The 14,820-nt window shown below is 48.0% G+C and carries 15 protein-coding genes; 5 read left to right on the top strand and 10 right to left on the bottom strand.

Annotated elements, in window-relative coordinates; all coding sequences use genetic code 11:
• Nucleotides 1-41: 41 nt before the first annotated feature.
• The 7 genes from EJL04_RS01125 to EJL04_RS01095 form a co-directional block, all read right to left on the bottom strand.
• Nucleotides 42-647, bottom strand: coding sequence for a LysO family transporter (locus EJL04_RS01125; protein WP_125103864.1), 606 nt, complete (start codon nt 645-647; stop codon nt 42-44).
• Nucleotides 644-916 carry a LysO family transporter gene (locus tag EJL04_RS01120; protein ID WP_021853823.1) on the bottom strand — a complete coding sequence of 91 codons (273 nt, stop codon included), beginning with the start codon at nt 914-916 and terminating at the stop codon, nt 644-646. Before EJL04_RS01120 ends, EJL04_RS01125 begins: the two co-directional genes overlap by 4 nt.
• A gap of 11 nt (nt 917-927) precedes the next feature.
• Nucleotides 928-2,250, bottom strand: coding sequence for an outer membrane beta-barrel protein (locus tag EJL04_RS01115; protein ID WP_125103863.1), 1,323 nt, complete (start codon nt 2,248-2,250; stop codon nt 928-930).
• 3 nt (nt 2,251-2,253) lie between these two features.
• Nucleotides 2,254-2,820: an RNA polymerase sigma factor gene (locus EJL04_RS01110; protein ID WP_053397501.1), complete on the bottom strand. Its 567-nt coding sequence runs from the start codon at nt 2,818-2,820 to the stop codon at nt 2,254-2,256.
• Between the two features lie 82 nt (nt 2,821-2,902).
• Nucleotides 2,903-3,646 carry a NigD1/NigD2 family lipoprotein gene (locus tag EJL04_RS01105; protein ID WP_021853826.1) on the bottom strand — a complete coding sequence of 248 codons (744 nt, stop codon included), beginning with the start codon at nt 3,644-3,646 and terminating at the stop codon, nt 2,903-2,905.
• Between the two features lie 143 nt (nt 3,647-3,789).
• The gene (locus EJL04_RS01100; RefSeq protein ID WP_021853827.1) at nt 3,790-4,851 is read right to left on the bottom strand and encodes a DUF4831 family protein; all 1,062 of its coding nucleotides are present in this window, start codon (nt 4,849-4,851) and stop codon (nt 3,790-3,792) included.
• Nucleotides 4,852-4,922: 71 nt separating this feature from the next.
• Nucleotides 4,923-6,440, bottom strand: a complete 1,518-nt coding sequence (locus tag EJL04_RS01095) for a bifunctional ADP-dependent NAD(P)H-hydrate dehydratase/NAD(P)H-hydrate epimerase (RefSeq protein ID WP_021853828.1) — start codon at nt 6,438-6,440, stop codon at nt 4,923-4,925.
• A gap of 88 nt (nt 6,441-6,528) precedes the next feature.
• Between EJL04_RS01095 and hpt the strand changes: the two genes are divergently transcribed.
• The 4 genes from hpt (at nt 6,529) to pgeF (ending at nt 10,475) form a co-directional block, all read left to right on the top strand.
• A complete protein-coding gene (hpt, locus tag EJL04_RS01090; protein ID WP_021853829.1) occupies nt 6,529-7,068 on the top strand; it encodes a hypoxanthine phosphoribosyltransferase in 540 nt (179 codons plus the stop codon).
• Nucleotides 7,069-7,092: 24 nt separating this feature from the next.
• The gene (locus tag EJL04_RS01085) at nt 7,093-7,665 is read left to right on the top strand and encodes an adenylate kinase (protein ID WP_021853830.1); all 573 of its coding nucleotides are present in this window, start codon (nt 7,093-7,095) and stop codon (nt 7,663-7,665) included.
• Nucleotides 7,666-8,430: 765 nt separating this feature from the next.
• The gene (gene obgE, locus EJL04_RS01080) at nt 8,431-9,618 is read left to right on the top strand and encodes a GTPase ObgE (RefSeq protein ID WP_021853831.1); all 1,188 of its coding nucleotides are present in this window, start codon (nt 8,431-8,433) and stop codon (nt 9,616-9,618) included.
• Nucleotides 9,619-9,695: 77 nt separating this feature from the next.
• On the top strand, nt 9,696-10,475 hold the full coding sequence (gene pgeF / locus EJL04_RS01075) for a peptidoglycan editing factor PgeF (protein ID WP_206429362.1): 780 nt from the start codon (nt 9,696-9,698) through the stop codon (nt 10,473-10,475).
• 114 nt (nt 10,476-10,589) lie between these two features.
• On the opposite strand, the gene cydB is transcribed toward pgeF, so the two are convergent.
• The 3 genes from cydB to EJL04_RS01060 are packed head-to-tail and all read right to left on the bottom strand — an operon-like array spanning nt 10,590 to nt 13,619.
• Nucleotides 10,590-11,726 (bottom strand): cytochrome d ubiquinol oxidase subunit II, encoded by a 1,137-nt coding sequence (gene cydB, locus EJL04_RS01070; protein ID WP_125103862.1) that lies wholly within the window; start codon nt 11,724-11,726, stop codon nt 10,590-10,592.
• Between the two features lie 42 nt (nt 11,727-11,768).
• Complete coding sequence (locus EJL04_RS01065; RefSeq protein ID WP_125103861.1) at nt 11,769-13,379, bottom strand: cytochrome ubiquinol oxidase subunit I; 1,611 nt, start codon at nt 13,377-13,379, stop codon at nt 11,769-11,771.
• A gap of 36 nt (nt 13,380-13,415) precedes the next feature.
• On the bottom strand, nt 13,416-13,619 hold the full coding sequence (locus EJL04_RS01060; RefSeq protein ID WP_021853836.1) for a DUF4492 domain-containing protein: 204 nt from the start codon (nt 13,617-13,619) through the stop codon (nt 13,416-13,418).
• Nucleotides 13,620-13,902: 283 nt separating this feature from the next.
• Between EJL04_RS01060 and EJL04_RS01055 the strand changes: the two genes are divergently transcribed.
• On the top strand, nt 13,903-14,778 hold the full coding sequence (locus tag EJL04_RS01055; RefSeq protein WP_021853837.1) for a hypothetical protein: 876 nt from the start codon (nt 13,903-13,905) through the stop codon (nt 14,776-14,778).
• Nucleotides 14,779-14,820: the final 42 nt, after the last annotated feature.

The following is a 14,820-nucleotide window of genomic DNA, read 5'->3' as shown; positions in this document are numbered from 1 at the left end:
ACATGCACTCTGCCACTGCACCACAAGACCTATACATTATATTATATAGAGCAGAAGAATGTCACCAGGAACGGCACACTGAAATCAACCAAGAAACCGTGAAATACAGACAGCATGACAAACTGCTGGCCTGAATAGCGCAATATTATAGGCAAAGTGGTGTCCATCGTCGTGGCTCCACCGGCAGAAATAGGAGCAAGTTTTCCGAAGAACTTAACCAGCAAAGGAGCACAAAGAAGCGCTATAAGTTCACGCGAGATATTAGCAAGGAGAGCCACCGTGCCCAGCTCAGCTCCACGATATTCCGTAATGAATATGCTTGACAATGAATAATAGGCGAACCCCGAACCGACAGCAAGACAGTCGGTAAAGCCGTGGCGCGGAAACAGGAATGAAGCTGCAGCGGTGCCTGCTAGGGTGCCTACAATGGTCATAAGAGGCAGAAGCATAAGCCGCGGATTGACCGAACGTATGCTGGCGAATATCTTAGAGTCGATGCCTACGCTGACGCCTACAAAAAACATCAGGGCGCACAAAGCACCAAAGCTGACGCTGCTATTGCCCACCAACGAGTCAGGGAGTATGTCGTTCATGCCGAAGACAATACCCAACACAAAAAAGCCGACTATAATAAGACTGTCTCTCATCGCTCACCGCTCCTTTCTGCATAACGCCATAAAGCCCATGCCAGAACGGCACTGCCCAACGTGCCTGCCACTGCAAGGACAAAAGCCTCGACGCCAAGCGACTTCAAATTACGTATTATCTCGGGGTTTGCTCCCACCTCTACTCCAAGCAGAAACAGAAGCACCCATATAAGGAACATTACAACGCGGGGCAAAAACGTCATGCGGCGGTTACGCAGCAAGCGCCCTAAAAGCATGCCTGAAAGCATGACCAAAATAACTGTAAACATTACGTCTGCAACTATCTTATAGTAAACCTAAGACCTAAATTAAGATTAAAGTTAAACGGCTTATCCTTATATATGTTAGACACACTGCTGCCGTTATCGAAATAATAACTTACACCCGGCTCCACATACAGACCCAGAAGGTTGCTGAAGTTGTACTGCACACCTGCGGCAGCATTCACCGACCACTGCGGCCTGCTGTCTTTCATGTCGGTCTCAGTGCGCTTCATTATTGTCTGGTCTGAAACATACTCCGTGCTCGAACGACCTGAAACGCAAAACTCGGCCATGGTGCCGGCAGAGGCATAAACCTCGAGGAAGTCAGTCTTCCAGATATCATAGTTCACACCCAAAGGTATACCTACATAATGAAGTTTCTGCTCTGTGCGGAATCCGCCTTCATCATCACCTGAAGCAATGTCAGACGACAGATAAGAATAGCTCATACCTGTCTCCACGCCAAGTCTGTCAAGCAACTTGAAACGCACAGACATACCAAGTCTGACGGGCTGGCGGTGCTTAACCTTCACCTCGTTCTCCTCTGTCTCGGCGGCTCTGAGGTTGTCGTTCATAGATGTAAGCATGACAAAATCCTTGTTCAAAACCGGATCAACGTAAGCGTTCATCTGCTGCTGAGACATCATGCCGCCATTAGAAGTGCCTCCAATAGACATGAAGTTGGCCCCATATACGCCTACCGACACGCCTGAGTCATGACGCTTGTGCGAACTGACAGCCAGCAGGTCATCATTGTCTGCACGATAAGGCGACTGTCTGCGGCCGGAAGGCTGATGTCTCACTACAGACACCTCCTTCTTTGCAGTTTCAGCAGCTTTGTTTTCTTTATCTGCGGCCACGCCGGCATCAGCCACGAGGTTTTCGTCAGCAGTCTCTACCCTTACGCTGTCTACGGCAGCACGCTCTTTTGCTCTCTCAACTACAGCCGCCACTCCGGCCTTTAGCCTAGACAGCGCGGGCTGTACGGCATCGCCGGCTTCATCTGTAGACACAGATTCATAAGCAACATTATCTGAAGACTTTGCGGCAGAAACGTCAGCCGACTTGTGAGGCGCACTGCCCACAGACGCCAACTCAGTAGGTGCGGGCTGACTATACTTAACCAGACCGACAACCAAGGCGGCACAAACGGCAGCTGCGGCAGACCATCGTCCCCAGAGAGGAACGATGCGTGCCCGGCGCTTGCCTGTGCTACTGTCTACGGCATCAGCACCTGCCTCGGCCATGGCAGACTCAATATCATCCCACAAGCCTTCCGGAACGGGAGCCTTTCTGTCGTCAAATCGTTTTCTGAGATCTTCTATCCATTGTTTTTCCATGACCTAATCATTTTTATGTGCTGTTTTATATTCTTTAATACGTTTTGCAAGCAGGGCCTTTGCCCTAGAGAACTGAGATGCCGACGAGCTTTCGCCAATGTTAAGCATACGTGCAATCTCTTTATGACTTTTGTTTTCAAACACATAGAGGTTGAAAACCATTCGATAACCAGGAGGGAGAGACAAAATCATCTTATTGATTACATCATCCGGCACGCCTTCTACTTCAGGTTCGTCGGCCGTGTCGGGCACATTCTCGCCATATTCAATAAAACTGTAAGTGGCGCTTTTTCTTATAAACTTCAACGACTCGTTGACCGTTATCCTTGCCATCCATGCCTTCAACGAACCGTCGCCGCGATACTCGAATGTAGAGAGCGACATAAAAATCTTGATAAAGCACTCCTGCAAGACATCCTTGCGGTCGTTTTCGTCTGCGATATAGCGACCACACACGGCAGACAAATATTCTGCATATCTGTCATAAAGGAATTTCATTGCACCCCGGTCTTTCTTAACTACCATTTCGACGAGGTCGTTCTCTTTATATCTGCCGTAGTTTTTTGTCATTCTTTAATATCGAAAAGGCCTGCGCCGAAACACTCGGCGGGGCCTTTTCTGAAATATAATCAACAAACAATAATAATCCGGATTACTTAACACGCGATGAATATGCCGGCTTTTCGGCTATATTCGTGCTTCCGGCAGCCTTACGGCTGCAATAGTCGAACTGTATTGACTTCTCGCCGCTGAACGACTTATATTTCAATGTCAGTTTCACGGTCTTGCCTTCTGTGTCAGGCAGGTCGCTCAGGCGGAAAGCCACAAGGGCGTCGCCCCATACTCCGTTGACATCGCCAAAGGCATTGTGACGGAACTCAACCTCATACGGGTCATCGGGATTAACTCCGGTGAACAGGTTGACGAAGTGTGCCACTCCATTGTTGCCCCAACGTGTGCGGAAACGCAGAGTGAGGTATCCGTCTTCGGCAATGTTTACCCAGTCTTTTACAATCTCTATCGGATCTTCACCATATTCAGCCTCGCCTTCTTCACCCGGATAAGGCACACCCTTCTTTGTCAGTATGCTGTCCATCCAGTTTATCTCTACCGACTTGGTATAGTCAGAGTTGACAGGCTTCACCTCTGTAAAGCATACCAGCGCCCTTACCTCCTTGTCGCCGTAAGGCGAAGTCTTCATGTTTGTGGGGAACAGCGTGGTGCTGTCGTCCAACTGAAGGTAAAAACCATTGTCGCTTACGGGCTTCACCGTAACAAGCGCGTTGGGATAAGGCGGATAATACCAATAAACATCGTTGTCGTTGTCACAAGAGGTGATTGTGAAAACCGACATCATGGCCAACGCTATCACTGTAAAGAATTTCATTGCTTTCATAACATATTTATTATTTATCTTACACCAATGAAATCATCAAAGTGCATTTTACTTGCGTACCGTCAAATGTTTTTAAATTTTATTCACATTTTCAGGAATGAAAGCGGGCCATGATGCAGGAAATATGGCTAGGAAATGCCTAATTACTTCTTAATATTCTCTATCTCTATGCTCTCAAGGCTGCCTGTTACAGGATTGAGAACAATGCTCGTAAGCAGTTTCTTGTCGAAAAGTCCTTCGTCAAGAGCCACCACCTGACCAAACTGAGCGGCATAAAGCTCGTATGCAGCCCATTGTTCGGTGCCCTTAAACAGAGTAACCTTTATCTTTCCCGGAAGATTTACATAAAATCCGCCATTGTCCTTGGCCTTCTTCGTGCTGAGCAGATTTTCCTGAACAGACGGCATGATATGCTTGTCTTCAACACTTACATAATATGGATTGCCGCCAAGGTCGTCGGCATCGGTTATGCCCATCCACTTCGAGAAGCGGAACAGCAGCTGGCGGTCGGTTTCCTTGTTAGGCACAAACACAATCTCGGTCTCAATAGTGTCCTTAACGGTAACGCCCGTAAAGAGCTGCATAAGTCCGCTCTCCTGCTCGTCAAGGTTGCGCATCATTATCTTGAGCTGCTCGCCGTCTTTAGGCATAAAGTCGGCCTGTCCCTTGCTCAGCAGGCTGCGGCTGTCGCGTATGTCATAAATCTCAAGAGCGCAAAGCTCAGCCATCTTGGCCGAACTGCCTGCCGAGAGAACATCCTCGTTCATATAGTCGCGCGGATTTAGCGGTGCAGGTTTCGGCGCGGGCTTAAACGGCACACGCTCCTTTATCTGTTTCGGTTCTGCATTTATGGCAAGCAGCACACCGTTATCGTCGAGTTCAAGCGTCTGTATATTATGTTTAGAGTCGACCGGAGCCACATAAAACTTAGACGTGTCGCGCTCGCCTTCAGAGTTAATGTCAAGTCCCAACATGCGGTAGGTAACAGATGGCTGCATGCTGACGTTTCTCACCTTCATATATTTTTCGGCATAAACGGCAAACTCGCCCGGTGTATAAGATGTCTTTTCCATCTTCACCGTAAAGCGCAACTCGGTGCGTGGAAGATAATACCCGGTTCCCTCTGCCACGTTCTTACCTTTCTGGGCAGACGCGGCATGAAGTCCCATTGTAAAAAGCAATGCACATGTTATCAGCTTCTTCATAATATCTCATTATTTTCGGTTCTAACTTATAATATATGGAAAAGGCAACGGCCATAAGGCCTGTTGCCGGTTTAATCTTCCAGACGGCGGAATGCCTGTGGCAGATATCTGATGATGTCGCCTGCCACCATACTCTCCATTCCTATCTCTTTTGCTGCGAGGTCACCGGCAAGTCCGTGCAGATACATTCCCAGCATACATGCGTCAGCCTGCCTGTAGCCTCGTGCCAAGAGTCCTGTTATTATACCGGTCAGCACGTCGCCGCTTCCGGCTGTTGCCATTCCGGCATTTCCCGTAGAGTTGAAAACGATGTTTCCGTCAGGCATACACAAGGCTGAATTGTGGCCTTTGAGTATGATATAAGCCTGCAGGTGCTCTGCCATGTCGCGGGCATTGCTCAGGCGCTCATAGCTGTCGTTGAATCTGTTTCCCGACAAGCGCTCAAACTCTCTTGGATGCGGTGTCATTATTATGCCCTTGGGCAACTGCTGCAGCCATGCCCTGTGACTTGCAAGGATGTTCAGGCCGTCGGCATCAACCACAACAGGAATCTGCGCACGGCGCACCTGACTGATAAATGCTATAGCTGCGCCTTCCTGCATGCCCAGTCCGGGTCCGATGCCTAATGCATCATAGTCTGCTGTCTCAACCGACTCTGAGAAGAAGGTTTCTTCCTTGTCGACATGCATTATGGCTTCGGGAACAGACATCTGCAGTATGTCGTTGTTGCGTCTTGGCGTGCAGACGGTCACTTTACCCACACCGCTGCGCAGGCATGCCTTTGTGGCAAGCACGGCGGCTCCGGCCATGCCATAGCTGCCGGCTACGATGAGCGCATGGCCCATGTCGCCCTTATGTGCAAAACAGTCGCGATGCAGCAGACGCGGCCTGAGGTCGTTCTCCTCAAGAATGCGATAATGTGATGTCATCTGCTCCATGCCTTCCTTGCTCAGCCTTATGTCGAGCATGCGAAGCTTGCCGATAAACTGTTGGTTCTCGGCAAAAAGGAACGACAACTTTATGTTTTGCAGTGTCAGCGTAAGGTCAGCCTTTATGATGTTTGCCCTTACGTTATAGGTGTTGTCCTCAGTCATCAGTCCTGACGGTACGTCGATGCTCACCACCGTAGCAGCCGACTGATTGATGTACTTGACAAGCGAGGCAAAGCCTCCGGCCAGCGGCTTGTTGAGCCCCGAACCGAACAGGCCGTCGATGACAAGCATGTTCTTTTCGAGTTTCGGAGGGTCAAACTCGTTCACCACCTCGTCAAACTTTCTTACAGCCCTGCATTCAATAAGCCTCTGCTTGTTGGTCTTGCAGTCTTCAGACAAGTTGCCGTTGATGTTGAACAGATAAACGCTTACATCATATTTCTGCTCAGCAAGCATCCTCGACACGGCAAGGGCGTCGCCTCCGTTGTTGCCCGGTCCGGCAAAAACAATCACCGGCATACCATTGCTCCAAGTTTCGGTAATGGCATGCGTTATCGATTTAGCCGCACGCTCCATCAAATCTATCGATTTAACGGGTTCGTGCTCTATTGTATATTTGTCAAGCTCACGAATCTGAGCACCTGTAAAAATCTTCATCAGTGCAAAAATACAAAATTAATGCCAATCGCTTATTAATGTTTGATATATTTTTAGTAATTTTGTGCCAAAATATAAAAAAAGCACTATGGACCCAATAACAATCCATGACAAAAAATTCAAGATTTCTTATCCCGAAGCCGAGATTATGAAGCGCGTCAAGGCGGTTGCAGACCGCATAAACAAAGACATGAAGGATAAGAACCCGCTGTTTCTGGCCGTGCTCAACGGCTCGTTTGTTTTCGCAGCCGACCTTATGCGGCTCATAACCATTCCGTGTGAGATTTCCTTCGTGAAGCTGGCCTCATATCAGGGCACAATGTCTACAGGAAAAATCAAGGAGGTTATAGGCATCAACGAGGACATCTCTGGCAGAACAGTAATAATCCTTGAAGACATTGTTGAGAGCGGACTGACAATGAAACGCATGATAGACTCGCTCGGAACACGCAACCCCGAGTCGGTGCATATCTGCACACTCCTGCTCAAGCCCGAAAAACTTACGGTTGATCTGAACATCGAATATGCCGCAATGGAGATTCCTAACGACTTCATCGTTGGCTACGGACTCGACTACAACCAGCAGGGACGCAACCTGCGCGACATATATACTCTGGTGGAAGAGTAAGACAAAATAACATAAAGTAAAAAGATGAAAAATATTGTAATTTTCGGTGCGCCCGGTTCAGGAAAGGGCACACAAAGCGATCTTATGATTAAGAAGTACGGATTTGGCCACATCTCAACAGGCGACGTACTGCGTAACGAAATCAAGAACGAGACAGAACTGGGAAAAACTGCCAAACAATACATCGACAAAGGACAGCTTATTCCTGACGAACTGATGGTAAGCATCCTTGCAAGCGTTTACGACAGCTTCGGAAAAGAGCACAAGGGTGTCATCTTCGACGGCTTCCCCCGCACAATACCGCAGGCAGAGGCTCTGAAGAGCATGCTCAACGAGCGCGGACACAAAATTGCAGCTATGATAGAGCTCGACGTTCCCGAGGACGAACTGATGACACGCCTCATCAAGCGCGGTCAGGAGAGCGGACGCTCTGACGACAACGAGGAGACAATAAAGAAGCGTCTCGACGTTTATCACAACCAGACTGCTCCGCTGATTGAATGGTACTCAAAAGAGAACCTTCATCACCACATCAACGGTCTTGGCGAACTCGACCGCATCTTCGGTGACATCTGCAATGTTATAGACAATCTGTAAATACGTAAGACATATTTATAATGTAAGAGGCTAAGGGAGCGTTGCTCCGTCTTAGCCTCTTATTTTTTATTGGCAATCCGCATTCAGATACATAAAGATGCATATAAATACTGCAAAATATTTTTGCATAACGAACACGGAATATAACGAAGAAAAGCTCAACATCATTTGTTTATATGCATACACATTATGTCGTCCACAATCAATCTTAAACAACAAAATGACATTACAGAAATGTTTGGATTTTCTGACGAAATAGAAAAGCGAGGCGGACACAAGGACATGAAATGGTAAAGGATATTTACAAAGAGAAGAAAACGGGGCACTTTCTGATGATAAACGTATCGGTTTTGGGGCAAAAGTGGGCCGTTTTTGAATCATGAAAAGGCTGTTTTTAAGGCAAAATCCTGGCTTTTTGCAGCCGTTTATTACGAAAAAAATTGCACACTTTATGTTTTATGCTGGCATTATATTGAGTAACAAGGCGTTACATTTGCACACGATTTCGGCAGTATTTGCGTACAAATATTTTTAATTTCAGAAAATGCCCGTTCTGGAGCGTCAACGAAAATCAGTTTGAAAGGCAAAAGCTGTGTTTACATATCAGAGCGTCAAAAGATCCTAGACGGAACAATACGGAATCAGCAACAGGGCAAAACAATATCAAAGAAATACTTAATTTTATTATCTGCACCGCTTATATATTGCACGTTTTGCAATAATTTCGTATTTTTGCAGCAAAATATTAACAAAGACGATAACAACATGCCGGAATCCAATTTTGTAGATTATGTGAAGATTTACTGCCGCTCAGGCAAAGGCGGAAGAGGCTCCATGCATCTTCGCCATGTGAAATACAACCCCAACGGAGGTCCCGACGGAGGCGACGGCGGTAAAGGCGGAAGCATTTACCTGCGAGGCAACCACAACTACTGGACGCTGCTCCATCTGAAATATCAGCGCCACGTGTTTGCCGAACACGGAGGCAACGGCGGACGTGACAAATGTCACGGCACCGACGGCAAGGACCAATATATCGACGTGCCGTGCGGAACGGTGGTGTATAACGCCGAAACAGGAAAGTATGTGTGCGACGTTACATATGACGGACAGACGGTGCTGCTGCTGAAAGGCGGCCGCGGCGGACTTGGCAACTTCCAGTTCCGCAGTGCCACCAATCAGGCTCCGCGCTACGCTCAGCCGGGCGAGCCGATGGAGGAAATGACGATAATATTAGAACTGAAGCTGCTCGCCGACGTGGGACTTGTTGGATTCCCCAACGCGGGCAAGAGCACGCTGCTGTCGTCGCTGTCGAGTGCGCGCCCAAAGATAGCCAACTATCCGTTCACCACGCTTGAGCCGTCGCTCGGCATTGTGAGCTATCACGACAAACAGTCGTTCGTAATGGCCGACATTCCGGGTATTATCGAGGGCGCAAGCGAGGGCAAGGGTCTCGGTCTGCGATTCCTGCGCCACATAGAGCGCAACTCACTGCTGCTGTTTATGGTGCCCGGCGACACCGACGACATAAAGAAGGAATATGAGATACTGCTCAACGAGCTGCGCAACTTCAACCCCGAGATGCTCGACAAGCACAGAGTGCTGGCCGTGACGAAATGCGACCTGCTCGACGACGAGCTTATTGAGATGCTGCGCGAGACTACGCCCGACGACATCCCTGTGGTGTTCATATCTTCCGTAACAGGTCAGGGCATCAACGAACTGAAAGACGTGCTGTGGAAAGAGCTCAACAGCGAGAGCAACAAGCTGCAGGACATTACAGCTGAAGACACGCTGGTTCACCGCGACAAAGACCTCAGCACACTGCCGCAGGAACTGCTTAAAGAGGGCGAGGACGAGATAGTGTTTGTTGATGATGAAGACATTGAGGACATCGACGACTATGAGGACCTTGACGATGTTGAGTATTTTGACATTGACGAAGATAAATAAAACATAAGACAAGAGCCGCATGACATGCCGCAACGGCAAACATGCGGCTCTTTTATATAAACAAAAACACTTTTGCTATGATGAAGCCACAGCTTACATATTATGACATATCGCCCGACACGACGGCATTCAGCACCACGCGCCACGGCGGACACAGCACCGGAAACTATGCGGAGCTGAACATAAACAGATATTGCGGCGACACCCCCGAAGACATTGAGAAGAACCTTGAAGACCTATGCCGTGAACTCGGCGTTGACAAGGAACGTGTCATTATGCCGCACCAGACTCACGGCACGGAAGTGATGCAGATAGGTGCCGACTTCCTGTCGCTGTCGGCAACGGTAAAAGGAATGATTCTTGAAGGCGTCGACGCTCTGATAACCGACGTAAAGGACGTGTGCATAGGCGTGTCTACCGCCGACTGTATACCTATATTAATATACGACTATGCACACCACGCTGCAGCAGCGGTGCATGCAGGATGGCGCGGAACGGCAAAGCGCATAGCATGCAAGGCCGTAAAGATGATGGAGGTGTCGTTCGGCTCACGTCCGGAAGACCTGACGGCTGTTATAGGACCGGGCATATCGATAGACGCCTTTGAAGTAGGCGACGAAGTTTATGCCGAATTTGAGGCTGCCGGATTCAACATGGCCGACATTAGCCGCAAGGAAGACAAATGGCACATCGACCTGCCCGAATGCAACCGCAGGCAGCTGGCAGCCATGGGACTGAAGGAAGACAACATAAACGTGTCGGGGGTATGCACCTACAACAACAGCAACGACTATTTTTCGGCGCGAAAGCTCGGCACTGAATCAGGCAGAATATTCACAGGAATAATATTGCGCTGACACCTAAGCCGCAAGGAAAATGCCTGAAGGCATACAGAATAAAACAGTAAAGGCCATATCCCGGAATGAATGGGATATGGCCTTTACTGTTGATATGATGCGGAAGGGCGACTATTATTCGCCCTCCTCCACCGTCTCGCGGTTAATCTTGTGACGGTCGATGATGCGCCACACATAAACTATATATGCAAGAACAAACGGTATGAGCAGCGACACTACAGACATGACGCTGAGCGTAAACTCGCTGCTGCAGCTGTTCTGAATGGTCAGACTGCTCTGCAGGTCAACGGCAGAAGGATAATACGCCGTGTTGTTAAGTCCGGCACACAGCAACAGACTCAGCACTACCATCACTTCACCAATGCCGGCTGTCCATATACCTGAATTGAAACTGGTGTCGAAAACGGTGCGCCCCGTTCCGTAAAGGAACAGCACAACGCCCACTACAAGCATAACAGCCAGCGGCCACAAGGCAAGGAAGTTTGAAAGATACTTGCCATTTTCGACAAAGATGTTGCCTGTTGCAGGGTCGTAAGCATATCCGTCCTTCACAAGGACATAAATAAGGAAAGCCAGGAATGTAACGAGGAACAGCAGCAGATTAACACGCAGCAGCTTTCTTGAGCGCTGGCGTATGTATATGTCAGAGACGCTGTTCACCGTATAGAGTATACCTGTAACCCTCGCAAGGAACATGACGGCAAGTCCAAGTACAATGTTCCACACATCGAGAAGGGCGTCAAGACCGTTGCTGCCGTTAGCCCAGCTGCTTATCACGGGCGACAGTCCGTTGGTGAAGTTTGCCTTCTCAACAACGAAGTTAGAGCCTGTGAAGAATGTTGCCACGGCAACACCAATAAGGAACGGAGCCACCCATCCGTTGATGACAAGGAAGGTCTGAAAGGTCTTTACACCGAGAATATTTCCGAGCTTTTTCTGAAATTCGTAGCTGACAGCCTGCAGCACGAAAGTGAACAGGATGATAATCCACAGCCAGTAGGCACCGCCGAAACTCGTACTGTAGAACAACGGAAACGAGGCAAAGAAGGCTCCGCCGAACGTTACAAGCGTGGTGAAAGTCAGTTCCCACTTGCGGCCGGTAGAATTAACCAGCATTCCGCGCTCAACATCGTTGCGCCCGAGAGAAAAGATAATAGAGTTTGTTCCCTGAACAAACATCATGAAAACGAGCAGCGCTCCAAGCAGCGACACCAGGAACCACCAATATTGTTGCAAAAAAAGATATGTCATAATTTTCTTTGTTTTTATCGTTCATGTTTATTATTGACACAGTTATGGTCTGGCAGCAACATCAGAAAACTCCGGACCTTGCTTTATGGCCTTGCACATAATGTTGATTTCAACCACAAGCAGAAGCGTGAACAGCACGAGGAACATAAAGAACGTGAAGATAACTGACCCTGAGCTGATGTCAGACACGCCTATCCATGTGGGCAGCATGTCCTGTATTGCCCAAGGCTGACGTCCGAGTTCGGCCAGCACCCATCCCGACTCGCTTGCCACATAGGCCAACGGCAGAAGAACAAGCCATGCAATATGCAGCCATTTGAGACGCAGGATGTCCTTACGGTAGACAACAAACAGCGTTACGGCAAAGGCTAGGATGAGCAACATGCCAAGACCTACCATAATACGGAAAGACCAGAAGCACACAGGTATGTAAGGCACTATCTGGTCGGGATTGTCCATATATCCGTAACCGATGTATTTAACATTGTCCTTAATCAGTGCACCATACTTATCTGCCTCGGCAGCATTGCCGTTTTTCTTGGCTTCGCGGTATTTGCCTATTGCGTCGATGGCGACCTTTCCGCGCTCCGACTTTTCCGCAAACGACAATGCAGTCGTACCGTCATGCTGCGTGTATCCGCCCTTAATGATGTCGTTTATACCAGGCACAAAGCCGTTTAGGTCTCTCGTTGCCAGCACAGAGAGCATCTTGGGTATTGCCACCTGAAGAGGCAACTCTTCAGAAGCGGCATAGTCAGGCTGCCTGAACGGATTTATTAAGGCCACAGCCGTAAGCGGCGCACCTTCTTCACCGTCATACAGAGCTTCCATTGCAGCAAGCTTCATGGGTTGTGTCTTTGCCACCATATATGCAGAATTGTCTCCTGTATAAGCTGTAAGCAACGTTGCGACGAGTCCTACGATTGAGGCGATTTTTATACTGCTGACAGCAAACTTTCTTGTCTTGGCGGCAGTAGCCTCGGGCATTTTGCCGCTGTTGGCCCTGATAAGATAATAACAGCTGACCGCCACGGCAAACACTGCACCGACAATCCAGGCTGAAAGAACTGTGTGGAAAAACTTGTCTATGGCAAAAGGCGACAGAGCCACATCTGCAAAAGACGTCATCTCATTGCGCATCGTGTCAGGATTAAACACCTGTCCTACGGGATACTGCATCCATGCGTTGGCAACAAGAATCCACCACGCTGATATCGTAGCGCCAAGTCCCGTCAGCCATGTCGACGCAAGATGAAATCCGTCTGACACCTTGCCCCAGCCGAAGAACATTACGCCGACAAATGTAGCCTCCATAAAGAAAGCCACAATGCCTTCGATTGCCAGCGGCGCACCGAACACGTCGCCTACGAGCCACGAATAGTTGCTCCAGTTTGTGCCGAACTCAAACTCAAGGATAAGTCCGGTTGCCACACCCATGGCGAAGTTTATACCGAACAGCTTCTGCCAGAAGCGCACAGTGTCTTTCCAGAAGACGCTCTTTGTGCGATAATAGCAGGTTTCCATCACTCCCATAATAAGCGCAAGTCCGAGCGTCAGCGGCACAAAGAGCCAATGGTATATGGCTGTAAGTGCAAACTGAGCTCTCGACCAGTCGACGGTCCCTGCACTAATGCTCAATAAAAAATCTGTCATACACTTTATTTTTTAATAGTTACTAATCTTGCTCTGTCAATCTGCACCGGTCATACGGCTGCTTATATAGTCGGCCTTACTGCCGCCCGCAGCCTTCTGGCTTAGCACGTCGGGCATGAAAAACAGCTTCACGACGAGAAATATTATCACAAGCTTTATGATAATGACAAGCCAAAGCTTCTTTCCTATGTCCATCGAGGTGAAACCGCTGTAATAGAAATCGAAAATCTTGCGCAACATATCCGTTTTATTTCATAATATTAGATATTCAGTACAAATAACCACTCTCAATGCTATATTCACGACAAAATGTAAACGCCGAATTAGCATAAGGCAAGTTAATTTCAACAAAAATACACATTAAATTTTAATTTTGTTCAAAAACACGGCAAAATTGACAATAATAGTTTTTTTATTTCAATAAATGCTTTGTCTTTTAAGATAAAAAATCTACTTTTGCAATTAAATATGCCGCTATGGCATTCAGTTTAATAATCATGATTAATTTAAAACAGAATTTAAAATGAAAAATAAGAAAATTATAATAATCTCAGCTGTCATTGGTGTACTTCTACTCGGTGGAATAGTTTACCTGTCTATAAGTCTGCAGCAGCAAAAGCAGGCTAACAGGGACATGCAGGAACTGGCCGAACTCGACAAGAAAGAAATGGAAAACGAGTATCAGCAGTTTGCCGACCAGTACAGCGAGATGAAGACTCAGATAAACAACGACTCTATCATAGAGCAGCTCACGCAGGAGCAGATGAAGACAGAACAGCTGCTGAAAGAGCTGAAGAACGTGAAGGCTACAGACGCACGCGAGATTGCACGTCTGAAAAAGGAGCTTGCAACATGCCGCGCCGTCATCAGAAGCTATATTCTGGAAATAGACTCGCTCAACCGTCTTAACCAGAACCTTACAGCAGAAAACACACGCGTGAAGGGACAGTACGCTGAGGCAACAAGACAGATCGAAGGTCTTAATGCCGACAAGCAGTCGCTTTCTGAGAAGGTCGCCATTGCTGCTCAGCTTGATGCCACAGGCATATCACTGACAGCCAAGAACAAGAGAGGCAAGGTTACAAAGAGCCTGAAAAAGTGTAAGACTCTTCAGGTAAACTTCAGCATAGCCAAAAACGTTACAGCCCAGAGCGGCATGAAGACCATCTACGTGCGCATAACTACGCCAACCGGCTCTGTGCTCACCAATGGCGGAACATTCAACTATGAGAACCGCAGCCTGCAATACTCAATGAAAAGAGACATTGAATACACCGGCAACGAGACTGCTGTAACAACATACTGGAACGTAAACGAGTTCTTGAGCAACGGTACATACAACGTCAGCATATTTGCCGACGGAAACATGATTGGTTCTCGCAACTTCTCATTTAAATAACCCCTGACCTCAGGATCATCAAGAAGAATTAACCGCTATTCG

It is taken from the genome of Prevotella marseillensis (assembly GCF_900625065.1).
Classification (GTDB): Bacteria; Bacteroidota; Bacteroidia; order Bacteroidales; family Bacteroidaceae; genus Prevotella; species Prevotella rara.
Note: the sequence above shows the minus strand (reverse complement) of the source record. Positions and strands in the feature narration are given on the sequence as shown.

Bases quoted from the DNA above. Each gene is read 5' to 3' on its own strand.
- EJL04_RS01095 (WP_021853828.1), bottom strand. From the start codon at position 6,440: ATGAAGATTTTTACAGGTGCTCAGATTCGTGAGCTTGACAAATATACA.
- cydB (WP_125103862.1), bottom strand. From the start codon at position 11,726: ATGACATATCTTTTTTTGCAACAATATTGGTGGTTCCTGGTGTCGCTG.
- EJL04_RS01125 (WP_125103864.1), bottom strand. From the start codon at position 647: ATGAGAGACAGTCTTATTATAGTCGGCTTTTTTGTGTTGGGTATTGTC.
- EJL04_RS01085 (WP_021853830.1), top strand. From the start codon at position 7,093: ATGAAAAATATTGTAATTTTCGGTGCGCCCGGTTCAGGAAAGGGCACA.
- EJL04_RS01110 (WP_053397501.1), bottom strand. From the start codon at position 2,820: ATGACAAAAAACTACGGCAGATATAAAGAGAACGACCTCGTCGAAATG.
- EJL04_RS01105 (WP_021853826.1), bottom strand. From the start codon at position 3,646: ATGAAAGCAATGAAATTCTTTACAGTGATAGCGTTGGCCATGATGTCG.
- pgeF (WP_206429362.1), top strand. From the start codon at position 9,696: ATGATGAAGCCACAGCTTACATATTATGACATATCGCCCGACACGACG.
- hpt (WP_021853829.1), top strand. From the start codon at position 6,529: ATGGACCCAATAACAATCCATGACAAAAAATTCAAGATTTCTTATCCC.
- EJL04_RS01065 (WP_125103861.1), bottom strand. From the start codon at position 13,379: ATGACAGATTTTTTATTGAGCATTAGTGCAGGGACCGTCGACTGGTCG.
- EJL04_RS01055 (WP_021853837.1), top strand. From the start codon at position 13,903: ATGAAAAATAAGAAAATTATAATAATCTCAGCTGTCATTGGTGTACTT.
- EJL04_RS01115 (WP_125103863.1), bottom strand. From the start codon at position 2,250: ATGGAAAAACAATGGATAGAAGATCTCAGAAAACGATTTGACGACAGA.
- EJL04_RS01060 (WP_021853836.1), bottom strand. From the start codon at position 13,619: ATGTTGCGCAAGATTTTCGATTTCTATTACAGCGGTTTCACCTCGATG.
- obgE (WP_021853831.1), top strand. From the start codon at position 8,431: ATGCCGGAATCCAATTTTGTAGATTATGTGAAGATTTACTGCCGCTCA.
- EJL04_RS01120 (WP_021853823.1), bottom strand. From the start codon at position 916: ATGTTTACAGTTATTTTGGTCATGCTTTCAGGCATGCTTTTAGGGCGC.
- EJL04_RS01100 (WP_021853827.1), bottom strand. From the start codon at position 4,851: ATGAAGAAGCTGATAACATGTGCATTGCTTTTTACAATGGGACTTCAT.